The sequence below is a fragment of the Bacillus sp. SIMBA_074 genome, from assembly GCF_046534555.1.
Lineage (GTDB): Bacteria > Bacillota > Bacilli > Bacillales > Bacillaceae_G > Bacillus_A > Bacillus_A mycoides.
In genome coordinates, this window is record NZ_JAWRYM010000031.1 from 41,577 (window position 1) to 63,734 (window position 22,158).

Genomic DNA, 22,158 nt, shown 5'->3' on the forward strand with positions numbered 1-22,158 from the left:
GCTAAATAGCCTTTAAACCCATTTTTTTTGATAAGTTGCTATACTTTCATATTCTTCTTCCAAGTGACGGGACAGACGAATATAGATTGGTGTTAAATCTTTATATTTTTCCACGCTTTCCATGTTTGGTTCATGATAAAAATTTGCCCCAACCATTTCAGAAACTACATGCAACGTATCTACTTCACCTAAACTATATAAACCGAGGATCGCAGCTCCTAAGCAAGAACTTTCGAAACTTTCAGGAACATATACGTCTTGATGAAAGATATCTGCCATCATCTGTCTCCAAAGTTCCGACCTTGCAAAACCACCTGTCGCTTGAATTTTTTTCGGTTCGCCGATAAGCTCTTTTAAAGCAAGCAGAACGGTATACAAGTTATAAATTACTCCTTCTAAAACAGCACGAATAAGATGTTCTTTCTTATGATGTAATCCAAGTCCAAAGAAAGACCCTCGCGCATTTGCATTCCATAAAGGAGCTCTTTCTCCTGCTAAATACGGATGAAATAATAAACCGTCAGATCCAGGGTTAACTTTTGCTGCTATTTCAGTAAGCACTTCATATGGATCTTTTCCTAAACGCTTCGCAAGTTCAATCTCTGAAGTGCCTAATTGGTCACGAGCCCACCTAAAAATCATCCCACCGTTATTAACTGGCCCGCCAATTACCCAATGGTCCTCAGTTAGTGCATAACAAAAAATTCTACCCTTTGGATCCGTTACGGGACGATTTGTGACGGCACGTATCGCACCGCTCGTACCAATTGTAACAGCAACAACTCCAGGCTCTATTGCATTTACACCTAAATTAGATAGTACTCCATCACTTGCTCCTACTACAAAGGGAGTAGAAACAAATACATTCATCTCTTTTGCAAGTTCTTCATCTAATCCTATTAAGCTGTGCGTCGTTGGAACAAGTGTAGAAAGCTTTTCATCTGTAATCCCTGCAACACGAAGAGCTTCTTCATCCCATTTCAAAGATTTCAAATTGAACATTCCTGTTGCTGATGCTATAGAATAATCAATTACATATTCCTTAAATAACTTATAGAAAATATACTCTTTAATAGAAATGAATTTATAGCTTTTTGCGAATAACTCTGCATGCTCATTCTGAAGCCAAACTAATTTCGAAAGTGGTGACATAGGATGAATTGGTGTCCCAGTACGAAGATAAATTTCATGACCATTCATATCACTCTTTATTTTCTCTGCCCAGCTTGCGCTTCTATTATCTGCCCAAGTGATACATCTCGTTAACGGATTCCCCTCTTCGTCAATAGCAATGACGCTATGCATTGCCGAGCTAAAAGAAACACAAAGAATATCATTCGACTCTACACTACTTGATCGTACAGTTTCTTTAATCGTATGTATCACTGCTTGAAAAATCTCTTCCGGATCTTGTTCTGCTATTTCTGGCGCGGGAGAATGTAAAGGATATTCAATCCCGTGGCTTGCAATAACAGATCCATCAATTGAAAACAAAACTGATTTTGTACTAGTTGTCCCAATATCTACACCAATCATATATTTTGAGCTCACTATGTAACCCCTTTCAAAATATTCCTATAACAAAAGAGCACCCACAAAGTTCTTCCTTGGGTGAGAAGGATATTTACATATACATACTTGAGAGTACCATGATTTATACGAAAAAAGACTCTCCCTTATGAGAGTTACGTTTTAACAAACTTTACTCTCATAAGGGGGTCCTTTTCATAACTATTGTGCTATTTTAAAAATGAATCGTTTCTTTTTCTATTGCCGTTTTCACGTAATAAGATGCCAAACTCGAGATTAAGTTTACAGAATGAAGTTACATAGGGAGTGGCCCTCTCGTGAAAAAGCAATTAGTGAAAACTTCACTTCATTATAATTTAGGCGCTTTTGCCCAGTCCGCGGCAAACTTTTCAATACCTTGATCTGTTAATGGGTGCATAGCAAGTTGCTCAATTACTTTATAAGGAATTGTTGCGATGTGAGCACCTGCCAGCGCTACACGAGTTACATGGTCTGGGTGTCTGACAGAAGCCGCAATAATTTGTGTATCTAATTGATGAATATCGAATAATTCAGCAATTTTAGCAACTAATAGTACACCATCTTCAGAAATATCATCTAAACGTCCTAAAAATGGAGAAACGTACGTTGCACCTGCTCGGGCCGCTAAAAGAGCTTGGTTCACAGTGAAAATAAGTGTAACGTTCGTTTTCACACCTTTTTCAGTAAGATAGCGACAAGCTTCTAATCCAGCTAACGTCATCGGAAGTTTTATCGTGACGTTTTTATCGCCACCGTTAATTTTAATTAATTCTTCTGCTTGAGCAATCATTTCTTCAGCTGTAACAGCATCTGGCGTTACTTCTGCCGAAACAGACTCAACTTTAGGTACTGCCTGACAAATTTCTGCGATACGGTCTTCAAACTTAACGCCCTCTTTTGCTACTAAAGAAGGATTCGTTGTAACACCAGCTAAAACTCCAAGTTTATATGCTTTTTTTATGTCCTCAAGATTTGCAGTATCAATAAAAAACTTCATGATCCATTCCCTCCATTTTTTAAACGTTAATGAGTAAAATTTTTAGGATGTTTATCCCGCTATTTGCCAGGCAGTAAGACCCCCACCTCAAAATTCAGCGAAGCAAAGAAGTTAGGTGGGGGATCAACTTCCCGTAAAAGCCCGATTGGTGAAGGCTAATAATCAGTGGGGGATAAAGAACCCCACTGATTAAAGTTTCACTTTATTTCTTTTCTACTGCATGTCCGCCAAATTCATTGCGCAGAGCTGCTACAACTTTTCCTGTAAATGTATCATTGTCTAATGAGCGATAGCGCATTAATAGAGACATTGCGATAACAGGAGTTGCTGTTTGAAGATCTAATGCTGTTTCTACTGTCCATTTCCCTTCACCAGAAGAATGCATAACGCCCTTAATTTCATCCAGTTTTGCATCTTTAGAAAATGCATTTTCAGTCAATTCCATTAACCAAGAGCGAATTACTGAACCGTTGTTCCATACTCTTGATACTTTTTCATAATCGTAATCAAATTCACTTTTCTCTAAAATCTCAAATCCTTCACCAATAGCAGCCATCATCCCGTATTCAATTCCGTTGTGAACCATTTTTAAGAAGTGACCACTACCAGCTTTCCCAGCATATAAGTATCCATTTTCTACAGCTGTATCGCGGAAGATAGGTTCAACGATTTCCCAAGCTTCTTGATCTCCTCCGATCATGTAACAAGCACCATTACGAGCGCCTTCCATTCCGCCAGAAGTACCTGCATCCATAAAGTGAATGCCATCTTTCTTTAATTGCTCATATCGGCGGATAGACTCTTTATAATGTGAATTTCCAGCTTCAATTAAAATATCTCCTTTTGATAACAGCGGTGTAACCTCATTAATGACAGAATCAACAACAGCGTGCGGAACCATAACCCAAAGAATTCTTGGTGATTCTAATGACTGAACAAGTTCACTTAAACTAGATGTACCTGTAGCCCCATACTCTTTCATTTCTTCTACTGCACTCGTATTTAAATCAAATGCTGCTACTTCATGTTTATGATCCATTAAATTTTTCCCTAAATTTAATCCCATTTTACCTAAACCAATTAACCCTACTTGCATAATATAATTCCTCCTCAGATTATCTTTTATTAAAAATCCATATCACTACGATTTTGAATACCTTTCAGTCTTGACAAATCCATATGTCCCGAAAGGTATTCACAGTCATAGTTTAAGAATTCAATACATTTTTTGTAATTTGAACAACATTTTCTGTCGTAAATCCAAATAGATTCATGACTTCAGCTCCAGTTCCTGAAGCTCCAAATGTTTCAATTGATAGTACTTTTCCTTCTTGTCCTACATAACGCTCCCAGCCGAGAGAGACACCCATCTCAAGAGATACTCGCTTTGTTACTGAAGACGGAAGAACCGATTCTTTATACTCTTTCGATTGGCGATCGAATAATTCCCAGCTCGGCATTGCAACGATACGAACAGAAACATGGTCTTGTTCTAATTTTGCTTTCGCACTAACAGCCAAGGATACTTCAGAACCTGTCGCGATTAAAATTACATCCGGATTTTCATTTGTTTGCGTTAATATATAAGCTCCTTTAGAGAGATTCTCTATATTCGCTTTCGTTTCATCAAACACCGGTAAATTTTGACGGCTAAGTACTAAAACGACTGGACCATCCGTTTGCTGTAAAGCATAAGCCCAAGTACTGGCTGTTTCATTTGCATCTGACGGGCGAATAACTGTTAGACCAGGAATTGCCCGAAGAGCTGCCAATTGTTCAATTGGTTCATGCGTTGGACCATCTTCTCCTACAGCAATCGAATCATGTGTAAATACATAAGTAACAGGTAACTTTTGCAATGCAGCAAGTCGAATCGATGGACGAAGATAATCATTAAATACAAAGAATGTACTTACGAAAGGTTTTACTCCTCCATGAAGAGCCAGTCCGTTAGCTGCCGCACCCATTGCATGCTCACGTACACCGAAGTATATATTTCGGCCAGCAAATGATTCTACTGCATACACAGCTTCACCTTTCATATCTGTCATAGTAGAATGAGAAAGATCCGCACTTCCACCGAAAATAGAAGGTATCGATTTCACATAATGATTAATAGCTTCCCCACTTGCAACACGAGTTGAAATAGTTTTACCAGTATTAAAGGATAGAATGTCATTCGCTTCGATTAAAACCTCACCTGTAATCGCTTTTTCTAATTCATCTGCTAGTCCAGGATTCGCTTCTCTGTATAAGTTGAACTGTTCATTCCAGTCGTTCTCTTTTTCCATACCTTTTTGTTTCAAATCATTAAAATGAGCTGTTACTTCTTCAGGCACAAAGAAATCTTCTTCATAATGCCAACCATACACTTGTTTTGTCGCTGTCGCCTCTTCTACTCCAAGCGGATTACCATGTGCTTTGTTCGTTCCAGCAACTTTTGGACTTCCATAACCTATAATCGTTCGAATTTCTATAAGAGTAGGTTGGTCCGTATTTTCTTTCGCTAATGTAATGGCTTTTGTAATAGCATCAACATCGTTTCCATCCTCAACTCTTACATACTGCCACTGTGCAGATTCTACCCTTTTCTGAATGTCTTCAGAGAAAGCAATGTTTAATTCACCATCAAGTGAAATTTCATTTGAATCATATAGCACAATTAACTTACCAAGTTTCATATGTCCTGCCATTGACATCGCTTCATAAGAGACACCCTCCATTAAATCACCATCTCCAACTAAAGCGTACGTATTGTGATCTATAATAGAGTGACCATCCTCATTAAACTTCGCTGCTAAATGAGCTTCCGCCATTGCCATTCCGACAGCATTGGCAATTCCTTGTCCTAACGGGCCTGTAGTCGCTTCAACTCCAGGGGTATGACCAAACTCAGGATGTCCCGGTGTTTTACTATTTAACTTTCTGAAACTTTTCAAGTCTTCAATTGAAACGTCATACCCAGCTAAATGAAGTAGGCTATATAGTAGGCTCGATCCATGTCCCGCCGATAAAACGAAACGATCACGGTTAAACCATTCTGGATGATTAGGATTGTGATTTAAATGATTCGCCCATAATGCATAAGCCATTGGTGCCGCTCCCATCGGAAGACCTGGATGCCCTGAATTTGCCGCGTTAATAGCATCAATCGATAAAGTACGAAGTGTATTAACTGCTAATTGATTCATGTTATGTGCCATAGTAATTGTCCCCCTAAATACCTTCATTTCAGAATGTACTTATTTTTCAATTTTTCGATCTAACCACCATTTAAATTCACTTTCTTGCAATAAAGCATTAGCCGCATCTGGACCATATGAACCCGACTGATATTCATGAAGTGGCAATAAGTTTTCCTCGAATGCTTCAAGAATTGGCTGTACCCATTCCCATGACAATTCAACTTCTCTCCAATGTGCAAAGAATGTAGAGTCTCCACTCACAGCATCATGGATGAGTCTTTCATACGCTTCAGGTACTCCCACATCCGCTTGCTCGCAAGTAAAATTAATACGGATCGGTTCAATCTCTCCATTTTTCAATGGGTTTTTACTATTTAACTGTAATGAAACATTCTCACCTGGACTAATTTCAATTATTAATAAGTTAGGTTCTGCATTTGGATTATTCTCTTGATATTGCTGTTTTAACGTATTTTTAAATTCGATTACAATACGAGTAGACTTTTCTTTCATTCTTTTGCCTGTTCGTATATAAAAAGGAACGCCAGTCCAAAATGGATTATCGATCCATAAGCGAGCAGCAACAAATGTGTCTATGTTAGAAGAAGGATTTACTCCTGGCTCCTCTTTATATGCTACAACTTGTTGACCATTTACCTCTCCTGAAGAGTATTGCCCTCGAACGATATGGTTCTGAACGTCTTCTTTTTTCACTTTACGAAGCGTCTCCATTACCTTTCGTTTTTCCTCTCGGATTTCAGATGCGTTAATCTTTTCCGGCAGATTCATAGCAGTCATCATTAATATTTGTAACATATGATTTTGAACCATATCTCGAATGGCTCCTGCCTGATCATAATATCCGGCCCTTTCTTCAACCCCAACTGTTTCACTAGCTGTTATTTGCACATTCGCTATATGTTCTTTGTTCCAAATCGATTGGAGAACAGGATTTGCAAATTCGAGTGCTTCAATGTTTTGAATCATCGGTTTACCTAAATAATGATCAATACGGTATATCTCGTCTTCTTCAAACGTGCGACTAAGCTTATCATTAAGCTCACGAGCAGATGTAAGATCGTGTCCAAACGGTTTCTCAATCATCAAGCGTTTCCATCCATCTGTTCTATCAAGTCCGCTTTCCTTAATATTTAAAGCAATTGTCTCGAAAAGGTCAGGTGCAACTGAAAGATAGAACATTCTATTCCCTTTTATATTTAGTTCTTCTTCCCTTTCACGAACTACTTGTAATAACCTCTCATAGTCTTCCGGCTTACTCACATCTAACGGGCAATAGCGAAAATTATCTAAAAAACCTTCGAGTTCTGGAGTACCTTCCTCCCTATGACGGGAAAACGTCTCTATTGATTCTTTTATTTTTTTTTGAAAATCTATATGAGATACTTGACGTCTTCCAAGCCCGATAACGGATATCTGCTTTGGAATCTTTTTATCTCTATATAAGTTATATAGTGCGGGGTAAATTTTTCTTTTAGCTAAGTCCCCTGTCGCTCCAAATAAAACAAAGGTCATTGATTCCAATTTCAGTCCCCCTCATGGTGTATAATCATTGTCACTATATTAAAAATGAATTGTACAGAAGCTCATACTCTTGTTGATTCATTCTTGCTTCTTCTTATCTTCTAACTCTTTTCTTTTTATAAAAAACAAAGAGTTATCAAATTTCAATTCTTTATACCTTTCGCTTTCTAATTGTCCCCAATATCAATAGTGGCAATTCAAAGCATTTCTACCACAACTTGCTTATTTATCGAACTATACTTAACAATATATATTTAATTACTTTTAGTTATTAGATAACCTTACATCTAGCATATTAACTACACAAATTATTATCGTCAAGAAAAATGTCTCGAATTAAAGACTTTTCATTTCGTAATATTTTTCAGTTTTTGTCTATTTATTAGAAGCAGACGGTATAATTCAATGAATAGCGTACCACCGAAAATAAAATGTTCTTTAGCCGAATATGGTTGGCCTTTAGCGTCCATACTAGATTCACTTTGCACTTTTTAAGAATGTCATCTCGAAAAAAATGAAAATACGTCTATTCTCATTACAGTAGACAAATAATAAAAAGGCAAAAACGAACAGGGATATGTCCGTTTTTGCCTTTTTTAATTAACCATTAAAGTTACTTTTATTATTGATTCAAATGATTTTTAACTGCTCTTATAACCAATTCATGATCTACTTCTGGTGGTAATCCTGAAACTGTTATCATTCCAATAGCCCCTACGTTTTTTATTTGGATAGGAAAGCATCCACCAAACGCAGCGTATTCCGAAGCATCTAACAGATATTTTTCATTATATGAAATTCCAGTTATTTCACTTTGTATCTGCATATAATACGAGCTATGATTATGCAGGGAAACGACTCGTTTTTTACGCTCAATCCATTTCGTATTTTCCTCAGTTGTCCCTGTCATCTTGAAATGAAATAATTGCACACCATTTTTTGTTATATCAACAGCAATCAATTTTCCCTCTCGCTTTGCTGTTTCAACGATAAATAAACCTAATTGCAAGGCATCTTCATTTGTAAAAGAGGAAAATTGAAGTGTTTCCTCGTCTATTAAAATTTGTTTACTTATTTCACTCAAATTTGAAGTACTCATATCTTCAACCTCCATAATCGTTTTATGCCACATTGGCATTTTTTGAAATTACCCTACTCTAAAGTATCACCTTTCAATACTTCTGAATCTAAATAAACTGCTGTAACAGCATCGGTAACTAGTACCGTAAAGCTTGTTTTCTCCTTACTAGTGCTATTATGAATGATAAAAAGTAAGCATTTTTAAGTGCTATAGGTACTTTAAAGTACTATCCTACTTATCCCCCTCTTGCGTAGGCTATTATGAAATATATTTAACACATTAAAAATGTATGTACTAAACAATAATATTTTTAATATAAAACTTTTTCTGCTCAATGACTGCAATCCACATTCATTCATAGCTTTTTTTATCAAATGAAACAAAAAGAATCTAGTCGGTATTAGATTCTTTCCTGCTCGAAAAACACTCTTATATTTCCCATGTCTTTATTCATAATAAAGACCTTCGTTCACGATACGATTATATGTATAAACTCTTTCCTATATTGTTATAAAAGACTTAGAATAGAACTTCTATCAAAAGCTCATTTTAATTACAGTAAAACATTAATGAAAAGAATGAATTTTTAAAGGAAACTTGTTTGTCATAGCATCTTTGTTTTGAAGTAAAAGATATCGATGCCGCTGTAGAACGTCTAAAAGCAATGGGGGTACAACCCGATGGCGAGCCGATTGTCTTTCAGGAAGAAGATGGCTTGAAATCTGGATTTGGTACAGGAGTTGCCTACTTCCGTGATCCAGATGGTACTAATTTAGAGCTTATTGCTCCAAAAGGTCCATTTAGACGTGACTAATTACAATAAGCTGCCCATATGGACAGCTTATTTACATAATTATCGTTATTAGCAGTGAAATGACTTTACACATCTAAGTTGTTGATGATAGCTAATATTTGATGAATGGAACTATTTAAAACCGAAGGATTGATTTTACAGAAACTTAAAAATACAAATAGATATCATATTTATTATAATTTTCAAACTCCCCCATTAACTAACTCGTTTATTGAGTTTAATTTTGAAGAAAGTCCGATAAACCATTCTTCGTCTCCTGTTAATAATGCTAAATCTATAAGAAAAAGGATTTGCTCCTTGTTTATTGCCTTTGATTCAGGAAGTTTTTTTACATGGTTACTCAAAAAGGACATTGTTTTACTTATTGTATCTCTGTTGTCACATTTAACAACATTAACCTTAACTACTTCCCCTACATTATCAAATGATTCAATATAACCAAGTATTAATTCACCCTCTTTTGATATTCCACGAACCCAATCTCCTACTTTTAAAACATGATTATTATTTGACATCATACCTTTTCACCTTCCTACAAATGATTTTAGTATTAATATATTAGGAGTAGTTCCTCATTTTTAGAGGCGACAAACAAGATATACAAAAAACTCAAACTGTAATGTTTTTTATTACACTTAAACAATCAGAACTACACGGCTATGTAACAATTAAGCCGTTTATCGTTCTTGATTGATTAGATCGACTACTTCTTTCATCGTATAGTTCTTTAAATATTCACCTAGATGTTCTTCAGCACCTAAGAAAATAGCAAAAAGGACTTTTCGCATATTCGAACCTACAATACACTGGTCATTCGATTCTGGACATTTAGGTTGCAAAGCACCTTCTGAGGTTATTTGATAAATATGCCAGAGATTAACTTCACTTAAATCTCGAGCGAAAATAAAACCTCCACCAATTCCCTCTTTTGATTGTATAAACTTATGTTTTTTTAACAAACTTAACACTTTGCGAATGCGTACTGGATGAACACCTGCACTTTCTGAAATAGAATTACTTGTTGACATTCGGTCTGGCTGTAGAGCTAGATAAGTTAAACTGTGAATGGCCAAGGTAAAATCACTATTCATAGTCTTCCTCCTACGATATAAATTGCTAATCACTTTCCAACATACTGTAACTATAAATATTACAGATAAGTTTGTCAAACGTTAAGATATATAAATAATTCTTACCATGAAGAAATAAATTCCTTTGTATTCTATCCTAGCTCATCTATGTCTAAATAACTTCATTTAGCTATTTGAACAACCTTTTTATCATTCATACTTTTTAAGTTTAAAATAAATTTAAAAATCCCACTGTTTCTTAACTTGTTCTTCTGCTAATTGTTTAATTTTTGTCCATATCGTATCTTTGCTCACAATAACATTTGTTTGATAGTTTCTATTTTTATAATTAACTGTAACGCATACTTCAATCATCTTCTACTTCCTCCTTTCAAAAAAATTCCCCTTAAGAAATATTACTTATTAATTAGCCAACTTTTGCAATTCCATGTTCAAAACTGTTCGAACGCTACGTGGTAAAAATTTGCGAATTTCTTCCTCGTTAAAACCAATCTGTAATCTTTTTTCGTCCAGCATAATTGGGCGACGCAGCATTTGTGGATGTTCAATTATTAATTTATAAAATTCATTAAGCGAAAGCGCCTCGATATTTATATTTAATTCCTGAAAAGTTTTAGATCTAGTTGAAATAATTTCAGTAGCCCCCTCTTCAGTTAAACGAAGAATTGATTTAAGTTCATCAACTGTCATAGAATTTGATACGATGTTTTTTTCAATATAATTAATTTGATACTCCTCAAGCCATGCTTTAGCTTTTCGGCATGAACCACAGCTTGCTGTCGTATATAGAATCACCATATTTTACTCACTCCTTTAATGTTCTTTATCAAACGTACAATTACTTTAAATATGGATTATTGAAATGTATTAAAAAAAATTACAGTTTAGAATCAAATTCACGTAATGTTATTTATTCGACAATATTTAATTTATCTTAACTATCCGTTTCCTTTTAAAATGATGCTTTAATAAAATTACTGTATCTACATTTTACAGACGATGACAACTCACTTCTTAAAACCATACTGTAATTTTAAACTTTACAGTTATATTAATCAACTGTTAAGTCTTGGATTAAATCTATCAACGTAACAAATCGTTTTCTTTTGCGTGAATGTCCCCGTAGTGTTACGCTAACCAGTTCCAAATGCACTTTAAAGTACATACTTTTTATTATGTAAAATACATTTCATAATGGCATATGTAAGAGTTGAGTGAGTAATACAGTATTAGAAATTACCTACTTTACCTTTTAGTACCCATCGTACTTTAAAGTGCGTACTTTTTTAACTGTTTAAATACTTTTATAATGCATTTTGTCAGGCAATGAGATGGCATAGATTGGTTTGGTCAGCCTTTGATTTTCACATCTATTGAGCAAAGTTTAAAACGTTTAAAAACAGATCGTCTAGACTTTGTTTTCATTCATGATTTAGCACAAGACTTTTATGGCGACGAGTGGATTTCACAATTTGAAACGGCTCGTACAGGAGCATTCCGTGCGCTAACACGTTTACGTGAAGAAGGGGTCATTAAAGGTTGGGGACTTGGAGTAAACAAAGTAGAATCCATTGAACTGATGCTTGATTTAGAAGAAGCGCAGCCAAATATATCCTTGTTAGCTGGTCGTTATTCATTATTAGACCACGAGCGTGCCTTGCAACGAGTAATGCCTGCAGCTGTAAAGCATAATATGGATATTGTTGTTGGTGGCCCATATAGCTCAGGTATTCTTGCTGGAGGTGCTCACTTCGAATATCAAAAAGCATCACCAGAAATCATTGCAAAAGTTGAGAAAATCAAAGTTCTTGCAGATCGTCATGAAATCAGCATCAAAGCTGCTGCATTACAATTTTCACTAGCTAATCCAGCTGTTGCAGCTGTTGCAGCTGTTGCAGCTGTTGTTCCTGGCGCAAGTAAGCCGGAACGAATTGTAGAAGACCAAGCTGCATTAAACACAGTAATTCCAACGGCATTCTGGGAAGAAATGCGCGAACAAAAATTAGTAGCACCTAATGCACCACTACCAATCAACGTTAAATAAAGTGAACCTTTAATCAGTGGGGCGGTTTATCCCCTACTGATTATTAGCCTTCACCAATCGGGCATTTACGGACAGTTGATCTCCCACCTAACTTCTTTGCCCCAGCCGAATTTTGAGGTGGGAGTTTTACTGCCCACAAATAGTGGGATAAAAAGGAGCGTAATGAACATGGCACATACTACTACATCTATGACAGTTTTTTCTTCACCTGAACAAGTATGGCAATTAATCGGAGGTTTCAACTCCCTTCCAGACTGGTTACCTTATATACCTAGCAGTAAAGTAACTGAAGGTGGACGCGTATCACCATCTAGCTAATCCAGATGGTGATACGATTATAGAGCGCTTAGAAGTATTCAATGATAAGGAGCGCTACTACACGTATTCAATTATGAATACACCATTTCCAGTCACTAATTATCTATCCACGATTCAGGTTAAAGAAGGTACTGAAAGTAACACATCGTTAGTAGAGTGGTCTGGTAACTTCACTCCTGTAGGGGTTAATGATGAAGAGGCAATTAATCTGTTTCATAGCATCTACAGCGATGGTCTGAAGGCATTGCAACAAGCATTTCTAGATTGATTTACTTTAAAAGAAACAATGAAAAGCAAAGCGCTGGGCGCTTTGCTTCTTCTAGAATCCCTTTTAACTTTTTACTAATTAACTTCGCTAAATACTCATAACCTTGTGGTCCAAAGTGTAAATCGTCTTTTTCATTAATCTAGCACTCCTTTACGTACGAAACAGCTTTCCTTCTATCGCTTTCATATATCTTTCCGCAGAACGTTCCACTGCCTCATTTGCATTTTCTTTTACTACTCGGTGAAAAGCATTATATAAACGATTAAATTGTAACGGTTTCACTCGATTCGCCATTTCCTCAACTTTTCTCGCCGGTAGTGGGATTAAGTTTGGATAGCTGTACATGAAGCTCACCCACTGTTGATCCGCTACAACTTGAATGATATCACCTGTTAATAATATACCTTTCCCATCATTTCCTTCTTCCCAATGTAATACAGAACCGCCACTAAAATGTCCTCCGAGACGATGCACAGTAATTCCATCTGCTAATTGTAAAGACTCACCAGTCCAATAAATAATACGACTACTCGGGCGCATAACCCACTCTTTATCGTCTTCGTGTATATAAATTGGTACATCAAATGTTTCTGCCCATTCTACTTGTGTTGAATAATAATGCGGATGAGATAGTGCAATTGCATCTAATCCGCCCCACTCTTTTACCTTCTCAATTGTCGTGTCATCTAAATAAGTAATACAATCCCATAACAAACGATATGACTCTGTTTTTACTACAAATGCCGTTTGACCGATCGCAAATTCTGGTTTTGTCGTAATACTATAAAGCCCATTTTCTTCTTCTATAATTTCATTTTTATATGTATCACTCGTTTGCAAGTTTTCTAAACTCGTCCAAGACTGCCCTTTCGGATTAATATATTGTCTCTCCTCATCACAAATAACACAACTTACCAGTTCTTCCACACTCGCTGCATACTGCACGCCACACGTTGTACAAACGAAATTATTCATAGTCATTCCCCTATCTCTTTAATTTTTTATTAAGCTGATATTTGTTGATAGTTTTCTGCTTTTTTATTTTCAAGTGATACGCTTATAAGAGTAATAAAGTAGACAACTGTAACCGCCATAGGAATTACAATAAATCCTTTTTCCGCAAAAAGAATCCCACATACTGACGTTACTAATACAGTTCCTACTGATAAAAAACCATAACTTTTACTTTCATAAATCCATACATATGGTAAAAAATGAACACCTATTAACATTGCTACTACAAAAGGTAACCATTCTGGAAATTGAAAGTATGCAAGTAATACAAACGGAATATTCAATACATTTATCCCACCAATTACTCCAGCTAAAGTCCCTAGCGGATTTCCTTTCGCAAACATGTCAATTTTTAATATAGCAGCTATCATTAAGCCACAAGGAAATACACAACCCATACCAATTAAATACACCCACACAACTTGTTTTTCTGAAAGAAGAATACCCGTTACACTCGCTACAATCCAAAACAAAATACCAGCTATTATAACAGGAACTCCCCTCTTCGTTCTTTGTGCTAAATCTCGTTTTGCTTCTGCTATGTTCATTTCACTATCTCCCCCAAACTATTTGTACTATAAAGCCGGCTCAATTTCGTTCATCCAATAACGCCAAGCTACTAAGTAATCTTCTAAATCTTTCGGGTGGTGTCTCAAACATGTATCTATACGCAAATATAATCCTATGACTATTTCCTCGTATAGATCTCGATTTTTTTTAAGAAATACACATTGTTTCATCACATAATCGATCGCTTCTTTTGTTACATCTTCCGGAGTTGAACAGAACGCATAAATTAAATCATATAAAGGATCTCCTAAAATAGGTAACGGATCAATTACCCCATGTAACCTATTCTCTCGAAATATAAAATTATGAAATCCGAAATCACCATGTAATAAAAATGGCTGATTTACTCCGGCATCCCTATTTGCTAGTTTAAGAACAATTCTATAATCTTCCTCACTTATGTAACGTCTTACATTTTCATAAGCTTCCATCACATTTGCCGTTAAAAATTCATTCCAAGATTGAACCGGACTTTCTTTCCATCCCCAGCCTGCTGCCCCTGGAACCATTTTATACTTATTGATAACTTCTTTTACAAGTGTACGAAGCGTACTTCGTTTATATCCTTGTTTACACGAAGTATTACCTTCAAGGAAAGAATACACGAAATATGTATGTAAAGGCTCCTTATACAAAAGCTTTGAAAATAAACTATTCTCCTCATAAAATGAGAGAAAATTAGCTTCTTCACGTATTACTTCCGCTTCATTCAGCTTTACTACATATTTTTCGTCCAACAAATATACAGTACTTGTCGTTCCTCCGTTCAACGCTTTTACGCTATTTGGATCATGTGAAATAACTTTCTCCTTAACTAGTTGTGCAGCAATTATTGAAATGTCCATTCTCTCACCCTTTAATTCCGAAGATTCCCCCAATTCAAAAGACAACTTTACTATTATTTGACAAACGAATAGGAAACCCCTTCCAAAATCTTAATATAACAAAAAATCATTTACTTTTATATTTCAAAAATAAGGAAATACTAACAACAACGTTACATACATATTAGGAGGACAATATGAAACCTGAATTTTTAAAAGCAGTACATGATGCCATTGGAAGTGTCGAACACATTCATATAGAAGAAAGCGGTGCCGACAGCTTACTTATCCATCATGATGATGCACAGCAATTACAACAAGTCGCTAAAACGTTAGAAAACAACAATTTCCGCTCTGCTTTAAGAACAACTGGAGATGCTTCGTATATTGAAGTGTTGAACAGATAATGAAAGTCTGGATGTATTCCGGGCTTTCTTTTTTTATCCCGCTATTTGCCTTGCAGTAAGACCTCCACCTCAAAATTCAGCGGAAGCAAAGAAGTTAGGTGGGGAATCAACTGCCCGTAAAAGCCCGATTGGTGAGGGCTGATTAAAGTTTCACTTTATATTGAAATTTCAAACTCTTTTACATACACCGCTGTTCCAGCAATATCAATTTGTAAGTTATCATTTTCTACATCTTTCGTTACATAAACCGTTACACGACCATCTTTATTTATTTCCTGTCCTTGCTCAACGATTAACTCCAGTTCATGGTCAAAATCTTTCTCCAAATACGTCGCATAATATGCTCCCATTACACCTGAAGCTGTTCCTGTCACTGGATCTTCAATCGTTCCAGAATAAGGTGATGAGAAATGACGACCGTGCATTTTTGCTTCTGCATCATATGTCTCTAAGCAAAGTGGATGAATCGAAGCCTTAGGTATTTCTTTTAATACCGATGGAAATGCAACATTATTAGGTTTCATTCTCTCACATGAATCTAGATTTTTAATCGGTACAATTACAGTCCAATTACCAGTATTTCCATATACAATCGGCAAACTTACATCTAAATCATTTACTTCTAAACCGATACTATGAGCTAATTCTTCTTCTGAACCTGTAAAGTCTTTAAACTGAGGTGCTGCCTGCCTCATTTTTATAAAGGTTTCTCCATTTTCATTTACACCTATTTGTATTGGTAAAATCCCTGCCTTCGTTTCAATCGTAAGATTTGTTTCCTCTTCTAATAAACCTCTTTCACGCAAAGCATATATAGTCCCAACTGTCCCATGACCACATAAATCCATTTCAAACCCTGGTGTAAAATAACGCATTTTTATATCTGCTACTTCTGAAGAAAGAACGAAAGACGTTTCGTTAAACCCAACTTTTTCAGCAATCCGCTGCATTTCCTCTTCCGTTAATCCATCCGCCTCTAATACAATACCTGCTGGATTTCCCATATTCGGTTTATTACTAAATGCATCATAATGGACTACGTTTACTTTTTTCATTCTCATATCCCCTAATCCTCTTTTAAATTTTTTTTGAAGGTCCAAATATATTTTGAATGGTTGTAAGATCGTACATTACCACTTCAACTCCCCTACACCCGGTTCAATAAACTTACCCGAAACATCCTCATTTGAATCCATTACCCAATCATATATATTTTGAGCTCCTTCAGCAGGAGTCATATTCGCATCAAAAGCACCGATGTCAGTCTTTAATTTTCCAGGGTGAATTGCGGTTACACAAATTCCTTTATCCGCAAACTCTTGTTGTAAACAGAGCGTTAACATATTTTGTGCAGCTTTTGCGATCCGGTATGAATATGAGAACTGCCCTTGTGGAAATTCTTTTTCGGCCATTTTATGTAAAGAGCCTAAACGAGATGATACGTTTATAATTCTCGGCTGATTTGATTTAGTTAAAGCTGAATACGTACCTTTTATTGCTCGAATAACACCTAAACAATGAAGGTTAAATAGTTCCATTAACTCTTCTGAATTTGTACGTAAAATTTCAGTTTCCTTTCCAGTAATTCCAGCGTTATTAATAACTAGATCAATATGCTCTGTGTACTCTCCAATTTGCTCCTTAATACGCTCAGTACTCTCATCATCTGACAAGTCTGCTAATATAGGAAAACATCTAGAAGTAAAAACCTTATTCAATTGTCCTATCGCTTCCTCACTTCTAACTAATGGATAAACGATATGTCCATTTTCATGAAATACTTTCACTAACTGTAACCCTAATCCACGATTTCCACCTGTAATAAGTACCTTCATATACTCATCTCCTTATTTTTATAATAAATAAGAAAATCTGCCCACTTACCATTCCCCATAGAAAACGCCTTTCTCATACATTCAAATGAAAAACCAGCTCTTTCTGCAAGACGAACGGATGGCTCATTATCAACATTTATATGTAATTCAATTCTATGAAATTGAAGACTATTAAAAAACAACGGTAACGTCGATTTTACACTTTCGATCCCGTATCCATTTTTCCAGTATTGATTATGTATTGTGTATCCCATCATCGCCCATTGATAATCCATACGCAAAATTTTAATAAGCTCTAGTTTTCCAATATTCGCTCCATCTTTTTTTCGGAATATGCCTAATACGTACATTTCATCCCGTCTTGCCGCCTCATCAAATCCTCTTATCCATTCCGTAAACCATTCTTTCGTTGAAGACGACATGTCATGATAGCCATCATCGTATTTATATTGAGATGGTAACCTCTTATTGAATCCATCTAACCAACTTTCATAATCCTCTTTTTGAAATGGACGAATAATCAGTCTCTCTGTCTCTACTTGTAATAGTGGCAGCTTCATTTATATCTCTTCCTTTAATTGTTAATTGAATATTCTTTATTATCTTACACAAAATACAAAATCTAGTAAATCATTATGTTTTTTATAAACAAAAATCCAGTTATGCTTTTTACATAACTGGATTCTTCATTATTTAATAACCTTTTATTTCACAAGAAAAACATCCCTTAATTCCCTCTTCAACACTTTCCCTAAAGCGTTTTTCGGTAATTCGTCCATAAATACAACTTCTGGTATTTTATAGCTTGCTAGTTTTTCTTTACAATGCTGAATAATCTCTTCTTCTGTTAAAGACGTTTGAATATCCTTTACAATGTAAGCTGTTGGAACCTCCCCCCAAAAGTCATTTGGAATCCCAACTACTGCAACTTCTAAAACACCATTTATTTCATGAATTACATCTTCTACTTGATCTGGATATACGTTGTCACCACCGCGTACGATAACGTCTTTATATCTTCCCATAATATGTAGAAACCCATCATCATCTATCATACCGGCATCACCCATGTTAAACCAATTATCTTTTACTACCTTCTTTGTTGCCTCTTCATTATTCCAATATCCTTTAAACATGTACGGGCTTCTTACGTGGATCTCTCCAACTTCATTTGTTGTTAGCTCATCACCTGTTTCTGGATGAACAATTTTCAGCTCAACATGCTTAAGTGTTTTCCCTACGGAAGACATTTTTTCTTTTCCCATATTTGGATGCCAAGAAGTTACTACCCAACCTTCTGTACTCCCATAACCTTGCACCATATAAATACCTTTTTCCATATATTTTTGAATGAGTGTTTCTGGCACCTTTGTACCACCACTTTGCGCTACTTTAAAGGCCGAAATGTTGCGCTCTTTTTTATCTAATTCATCAAGCATGTAACTATAAACAGCTGGGAACGCAAGCATTGTAGTAATTTTCTCTTCTTCAATCTTATCCCAAATAAGAGTAGGATTCGAATCAGCTAAAAAGACCATCGTAATGCCATGATAAATACAATTTAAAATAGAAAGCACGCCACTCATATGAAACAATGGGTGCACTGATAAAAAGCGTTCACCTGCTGGAATTTCTCTTTGCCCCGCAATTTCAGTAAAATAATGATGTAAGTTTTTATGACCAATTACACATGCTTTTGCCTGTCCAGTCGTTCCTGAAGTAAATAAGTAAATGGCATCATCATCTTCATGAACTTCCACATTCGGATCTGTTATTGGCTGTTCCTTTAATTTTAATTCAAATGAGCCAAATCCTTCTTTTGTCGTCTCAATTACATAAGGAATTTCTTTAACTGCATTAATCTTTAATACAACTTCACTAAATTCATCATCAATAACTAATACTTTTAATCTCGCTTCTTTTACAATCGATTCTAATTCATAAGCAGTAAGCTGATGATTAAGCGGAATAAATACCGCTCCAATTTTTAAGCTTGCCATCATAACGCTTGGAAACGGATGATTATTTTTGCATAGAATTCCTATACGATCCCCTCTTTTCACACCGGTATGTAACAAATAATGTGCAAGCTGATTTACTCGTTCATTATACTGCTGAAACGAATACCTTTTCTCTCCACCGATAAGCGCTTCCAAATTTGGTGACTGCATTGCTCTTTTTTGTAATAATTGTCGCATCGTTCTCAAGTAAAACTCCCCTTTATATATGTTAGGATTTTTATTTTACCAGATTAATTATTAATTTACTAAAGATTAAACTTAGTGAATTTAAATGAAGTGAATCTTTAGTCGATGTGGGGTGTTCATCCCCACTGATTATTAGTCCACACCTTACGGGCGGTTAATGCGGGATAAACAAAAATAGCCATCTACTTAACAAGTAAATGGCTATTTCTCCTTATATATTAGAAAACTCCTTATTCATCACATATTTCACATACTCAGGTGCACTTTTGTCAATCTCTTCATCACTGATTTCATATTCCGCACCATATAAATAAAATGATGGTATAAATTCCATTCCTGTATATAAGCTCGTAGCGTGGAATGGTTTCGTTAATTCATCCATTGTAATTCCGCTATTTTTATAGTCTTTTTCTAAGCCACCCATAGAAATAGCTAAACCAAATTCTTTCCCCTTCACTTTATCCCCTTTTGATCCGTAGGCAAATCCATATGTTAATACATCATCGAACCATTTTTTTAATAATGGTGGTGAGCTATACCAGTAGAGTGGAAATTGAAATATATATCGGTCGTGCTCTACTAACAGCTTTTGTTCTTCTTCAATATTAAATTCCCAATTTGGTGCCACTTTATATAATTCATGCACCGTTATTTCATCTGGATATTTCTCAAGTTCTTCTACCCATCTTTTATTAATTCGAGACTTTTCAATATCAGGATGTGCTACAATTACAAGTGTTTTCATATATTTTCTTCCCCCTTATAAATAATTCAAACGCTTTAGTATTAGTATGAATGAGTCACATATAATTGAAAAGTACGTACTTTAAAGTGCTATAGGAACCTTAAAGTACCTTTGGAGGTGTTATATGAATCAAAATGATAATTGCCCAATCGCAACGACACTCGACGTGATCGGTGGAAAATGGAAAATTCATATTTTATGTGTTTTGGCGGATGGAAAAATGCGAACAAATGAAATAAAACGAGAAATTCCAAACATTACACAAAAAGTTCTCACACAGCAACTTCGGCAACTTGAGGCTGATGGGATTATCCATCGTACTGTATATCAAGAAGTACCACCAAAGGTTGAGTACACAATAAGCGAACATGGAAAATCTTTAATGCAAATTATGGATGAACTATTTGAATGGGGAAAAGACCATCAGATCAAAAGATTACATGACTAAAAAAACTACCAAATTCTTTACATACTAGTGGGAATGGCACATCACTATCAAGCTAACAAAAAGACCCTAATAAGAAAACTTTCATTTTTATAATCCATTTAAACTTTAGCTTGATAGTGATACGGCAAGACCCTAATAAAGAAATGTATTAAACAAATTAAAAACAACAACACATACGACTAATGTTAATAAGAAAATTATAGTCGCTGAATTGCTTACTTAATTTTGAAATCTAAACAGTTACCCTTTAAGCCAAGCTTAATAATATCGCTTTTGTACGATTATCTGTTACTTCATAATAAATTTCTAATCCTTTCCGAGTACCTGTAACGACTTTAGTAGCTTTTAGTTTAGATAAATGTTGACTAATTGTACTTTGAGGCATTTGTAATGTTTCATACATTGTCGTTACGTTAATAGGACCTTTTGCAAGCATTATCTTTACTAATGATAAACGGACAGGATGCGCCAACACCTTTAATACTTCAGTGATTTCTTCATACATTTCTTTCATATTTTTTCTCCCCTTTTATATAACTATTAATGATATCCATATATATAATTCGAAAGGATATACGATTTTATGTCCGTCATTTTAAAAAATATTAAGAAATTCCTTCAGATGGAAGGAATCCCTCTGTTCAATATTCTATAGATTTTTCTTTCACTCGATATTATGTGGTAGGAGCTTTCCTTACTGAGACCCTCTACCATTGTTCCCTTGCGATCCTCTAGCGTTGTTTTCTTGCTGATGCCCATTATTCCCTTGAGACCCTCTACCGTTGTTCTCTTGCTGATGCCCATTATTCCCTTGTGACCCTCTACCGTTGTTCTCTTGCTGATTCCCACTATTCCCTTGCGATTCTCTACCGTTATTCTCTTGCTGATTCCCATTATTCCCTTGTGATCCTCTTCCGTTGTTCCCTTGACCATTCCCATTATTCCCTTGCGATTCTCTTCCGTTGTTCCCTTGACCATTTCCATTATTCCCTTGCGATTCTCTTCCGTTGTTCCCTTGCTGGTTTCCATTGTTCCCTTGTGACCCTCTGCCGTTGTTTCCTTGCTGATGCCCATTATTCCCTTGCGATTCTCTTTCGTTGTTTCCTTGCCCATTTCCATTATTTCCTTGTGACCCTCTGCCGTTGTTTCCTTGCCCATTTCCATTATTTCCTTGTGACCCTCTGCCGTTGTTTCCTTGCCCATTTCCATTATTTCCT

Annotated in this window: 21 protein-coding genes and 5 pseudogenes; 6 read left to right on the forward strand and 20 right to left on the reverse strand. The window is 35.8% G+C overall.

Going from position 1 to position 22,158, the window contains the following annotated elements; translation table 11 throughout:
• Nucleotides 1-12 precede the first annotated feature (12 nt).
• The 5 genes from gntK to zwf all read right to left on the reverse strand — a co-directional run bounded on the left by gntK (nt 13) and on the right by zwf (nt 7,275).
• Complete coding sequence (gene gntK / locus SB773_RS24345) at nt 13-1,536, reverse strand: gluconokinase (protein ID WP_410592686.1); 1,524 nt, start codon at nt 1,534-1,536, stop codon at nt 13-15.
• A gap of 343 nt (nt 1,537-1,879) precedes the next feature.
• Complete coding sequence (fsa, locus tag SB773_RS24350) at nt 1,880-2,548, reverse strand: fructose-6-phosphate aldolase (protein WP_060631636.1); 669 nt, start codon at nt 2,546-2,548, stop codon at nt 1,880-1,882.
• Nucleotides 2,549-2,750: 202 nt separating this feature from the next.
• The gene (gnd, locus tag SB773_RS24355) at nt 2,751-3,644 is read right to left on the reverse strand and encodes a phosphogluconate dehydrogenase (NAD(+)-dependent, decarboxylating) (protein ID WP_060750662.1); all 894 of its coding nucleotides are present in this window, start codon (nt 3,642-3,644) and stop codon (nt 2,751-2,753) included.
• 112 nt (nt 3,645-3,756) lie between these two features.
• Nucleotides 3,757-5,751, reverse strand: a complete 1,995-nt coding sequence (gene tkt, locus SB773_RS24360; RefSeq protein ID WP_410592663.1) for a transketolase — start codon at nt 5,749-5,751, stop codon at nt 3,757-3,759.
• 39 nt (nt 5,752-5,790) lie between these two features.
• Entirely contained in the window at nt 5,791-7,275 is a 1,485-nt protein-coding gene (zwf, locus tag SB773_RS24365; protein ID WP_410592665.1) for a glucose-6-phosphate dehydrogenase, read from the reverse strand.
• A gap of 408 nt (nt 7,276-7,683) precedes the next feature.
• Here zwf and SB773_RS24370 point away from each other — a divergent pair.
• Nucleotides 7,684-7,770: pseudogene (locus SB773_RS24370) on the forward strand (winged helix-turn-helix transcriptional regulator); the annotation flags it as partial.
• Between the two features lie 127 nt (nt 7,771-7,897).
• Here the strand turns inward: SB773_RS24370 and SB773_RS24375 are convergent.
• A complete protein-coding gene (locus tag SB773_RS24375) occupies nt 7,898-8,407 on the reverse strand; it encodes a heme-degrading domain-containing protein (protein ID WP_060750707.1) in 510 nt (169 codons plus the stop codon).
• Between the two features lie 559 nt (nt 8,408-8,966).
• On the opposite strand from SB773_RS24375, the pseudogene SB773_RS24380 reads away from it, so the two are divergent.
• A pseudogene (locus tag SB773_RS24380) lies at nt 8,967-9,170 on the forward strand (VOC family protein); the annotation flags it as partial.
• 182 nt (nt 9,171-9,352) lie between these two features.
• On the opposite strand, the gene SB773_RS24385 reads toward SB773_RS24380, so the two are convergent.
• The 4 genes from SB773_RS24385 to spxA form a co-directional block, all read right to left on the reverse strand.
• Nucleotides 9,353-9,685 (reverse strand): IDEAL domain-containing protein, encoded by a 333-nt coding sequence (locus SB773_RS24385; protein WP_060750659.1) that lies wholly within the window; start codon nt 9,683-9,685, stop codon nt 9,353-9,355.
• Between the two features lie 162 nt (nt 9,686-9,847).
• Nucleotides 9,848-10,261, reverse strand: coding sequence for an Rrf2-family transcriptional regulator SaiR (saiR, locus tag SB773_RS24390; RefSeq protein ID WP_410592668.1), 414 nt, complete (start codon nt 10,259-10,261; stop codon nt 9,848-9,850).
• Nucleotides 10,262-10,480: 219 nt separating this feature from the next.
• On the reverse strand, nt 10,481-10,615 hold the full coding sequence (locus SB773_RS24395) for a BA3454 family stress response protein (protein WP_000573526.1): 135 nt from the start codon (nt 10,613-10,615) through the stop codon (nt 10,481-10,483).
• Nucleotides 10,616-10,663: 48 nt separating this feature from the next.
• Complete coding sequence (gene spxA / locus SB773_RS24400) at nt 10,664-11,059, reverse strand: transcriptional regulator SpxA (RefSeq protein ID WP_410592670.1); 396 nt, start codon at nt 11,057-11,059, stop codon at nt 10,664-10,666.
• A 571-nt stretch (nt 11,060-11,630) separates the two neighbouring features.
• On the opposite strand from spxA, the pseudogene SB773_RS24405 reads away from it, so the two are divergent.
• Nucleotides 11,631-12,305 (forward strand): annotated as a pseudogene (locus SB773_RS24405) (aldo/keto reductase); the annotation flags it as partial.
• A 168-nt stretch (nt 12,306-12,473) separates the two neighbouring features.
• Nucleotides 12,474-12,891, forward strand: a pseudogene (locus SB773_RS24410) (SRPBCC family protein).
• Between the two features lie 150 nt (nt 12,892-13,041).
• On the opposite strand, the gene SB773_RS24415 reads toward SB773_RS24410, so the two are convergent.
• From SB773_RS24415 to SB773_RS24425, 3 genes are read right to left on the reverse strand one after another with little or no spacing between them, the layout of a single operon-like run.
• On the reverse strand, nt 13,042-13,866 hold the full coding sequence (locus SB773_RS24415; RefSeq protein ID WP_410592672.1) for an MBL fold metallo-hydrolase: 825 nt from the start codon (nt 13,864-13,866) through the stop codon (nt 13,042-13,044).
• Between the two features lie 29 nt (nt 13,867-13,895).
• Nucleotides 13,896-14,453, reverse strand: coding sequence for a DUF7010 family protein (locus SB773_RS24420; protein WP_410592674.1), 558 nt, complete (start codon nt 14,451-14,453; stop codon nt 13,896-13,898).
• Nucleotides 14,454-14,480: 27 nt separating this feature from the next.
• Nucleotides 14,481-15,320 carry a phosphotransferase family protein gene (locus tag SB773_RS24425; protein ID WP_410592676.1) on the reverse strand — a complete coding sequence of 280 codons (840 nt, stop codon included), beginning with the start codon at nt 15,318-15,320 and terminating at the stop codon, nt 14,481-14,483.
• 176 nt (nt 15,321-15,496) lie between these two features.
• On the opposite strand from SB773_RS24425, the gene SB773_RS24430 reads away from it, so the two are divergent.
• Nucleotides 15,497-15,706: a hypothetical protein gene (locus tag SB773_RS24430; RefSeq protein ID WP_044443258.1), complete on the forward strand. Its 210-nt coding sequence runs from the start codon at nt 15,497-15,499 to the stop codon at nt 15,704-15,706.
• Nucleotides 15,707-15,861: 155 nt separating this feature from the next.
• Here SB773_RS24430 and SB773_RS24435 read toward each other — a convergent pair whose 3' ends face one another.
• The 5 genes from SB773_RS24435 to SB773_RS24455 form a co-directional block, all read right to left on the reverse strand.
• The gene (locus tag SB773_RS24435) at nt 15,862-16,761 is read right to left on the reverse strand and encodes a PhzF family phenazine biosynthesis isomerase (RefSeq protein ID WP_060750652.1); all 900 of its coding nucleotides are present in this window, start codon (nt 16,759-16,761) and stop codon (nt 15,862-15,864) included.
• A gap of 75 nt (nt 16,762-16,836) precedes the next feature.
• Nucleotides 16,837-17,541 (reverse strand): SDR family NAD(P)-dependent oxidoreductase, encoded by a 705-nt coding sequence (locus SB773_RS24440; RefSeq protein WP_410592679.1) that lies wholly within the window; start codon nt 17,539-17,541, stop codon nt 16,837-16,839.
• Nucleotides 17,538-18,101, reverse strand: a complete 564-nt coding sequence (locus tag SB773_RS24445) for a GNAT family N-acetyltransferase (RefSeq protein ID WP_060750650.1) — start codon at nt 18,099-18,101, stop codon at nt 17,538-17,540. Before SB773_RS24445 ends, SB773_RS24440 begins: the two co-directional genes overlap by 4 nt.
• A gap of 144 nt (nt 18,102-18,245) precedes the next feature.
• Nucleotides 18,246-19,748 carry a class I adenylate-forming enzyme family protein gene (locus SB773_RS24450; RefSeq protein ID WP_060750649.1) on the reverse strand — a complete coding sequence of 501 codons (1,503 nt, stop codon included), beginning with the start codon at nt 19,746-19,748 and terminating at the stop codon, nt 18,246-18,248.
• 211 nt (nt 19,749-19,959) lie between these two features.
• Complete coding sequence (locus SB773_RS24455; protein ID WP_012261316.1) at nt 19,960-20,493, reverse strand: NAD(P)H-dependent oxidoreductase; 534 nt, start codon at nt 20,491-20,493, stop codon at nt 19,960-19,962.
• A gap of 124 nt (nt 20,494-20,617) precedes the next feature.
• On the opposite strand from SB773_RS24455, the gene SB773_RS24460 reads away from it, so the two are divergent.
• Entirely contained in the window at nt 20,618-20,941 is a 324-nt protein-coding gene (locus SB773_RS24460; RefSeq protein ID WP_002033301.1) for a winged helix-turn-helix transcriptional regulator, read from the forward strand.
• 247 nt (nt 20,942-21,188) lie between these two features.
• Here the strand turns inward: SB773_RS24460 and SB773_RS24465 are convergent, their stop codons facing one another.
• Together SB773_RS24465 and SB773_RS24470 are read right to left on the reverse strand one after the other, a co-directional pair.
• On the reverse strand, nt 21,189-21,455 hold the full coding sequence (locus SB773_RS24465) for an ArsR/SmtB family transcription factor (RefSeq protein ID WP_000661861.1): 267 nt from the start codon (nt 21,453-21,455) through the stop codon (nt 21,189-21,191).
• A gap of 180 nt (nt 21,456-21,635) precedes the next feature.
• Nucleotides 21,636-22,158: pseudogene (locus tag SB773_RS24470) on the reverse strand (hypothetical protein); the annotation flags it as partial.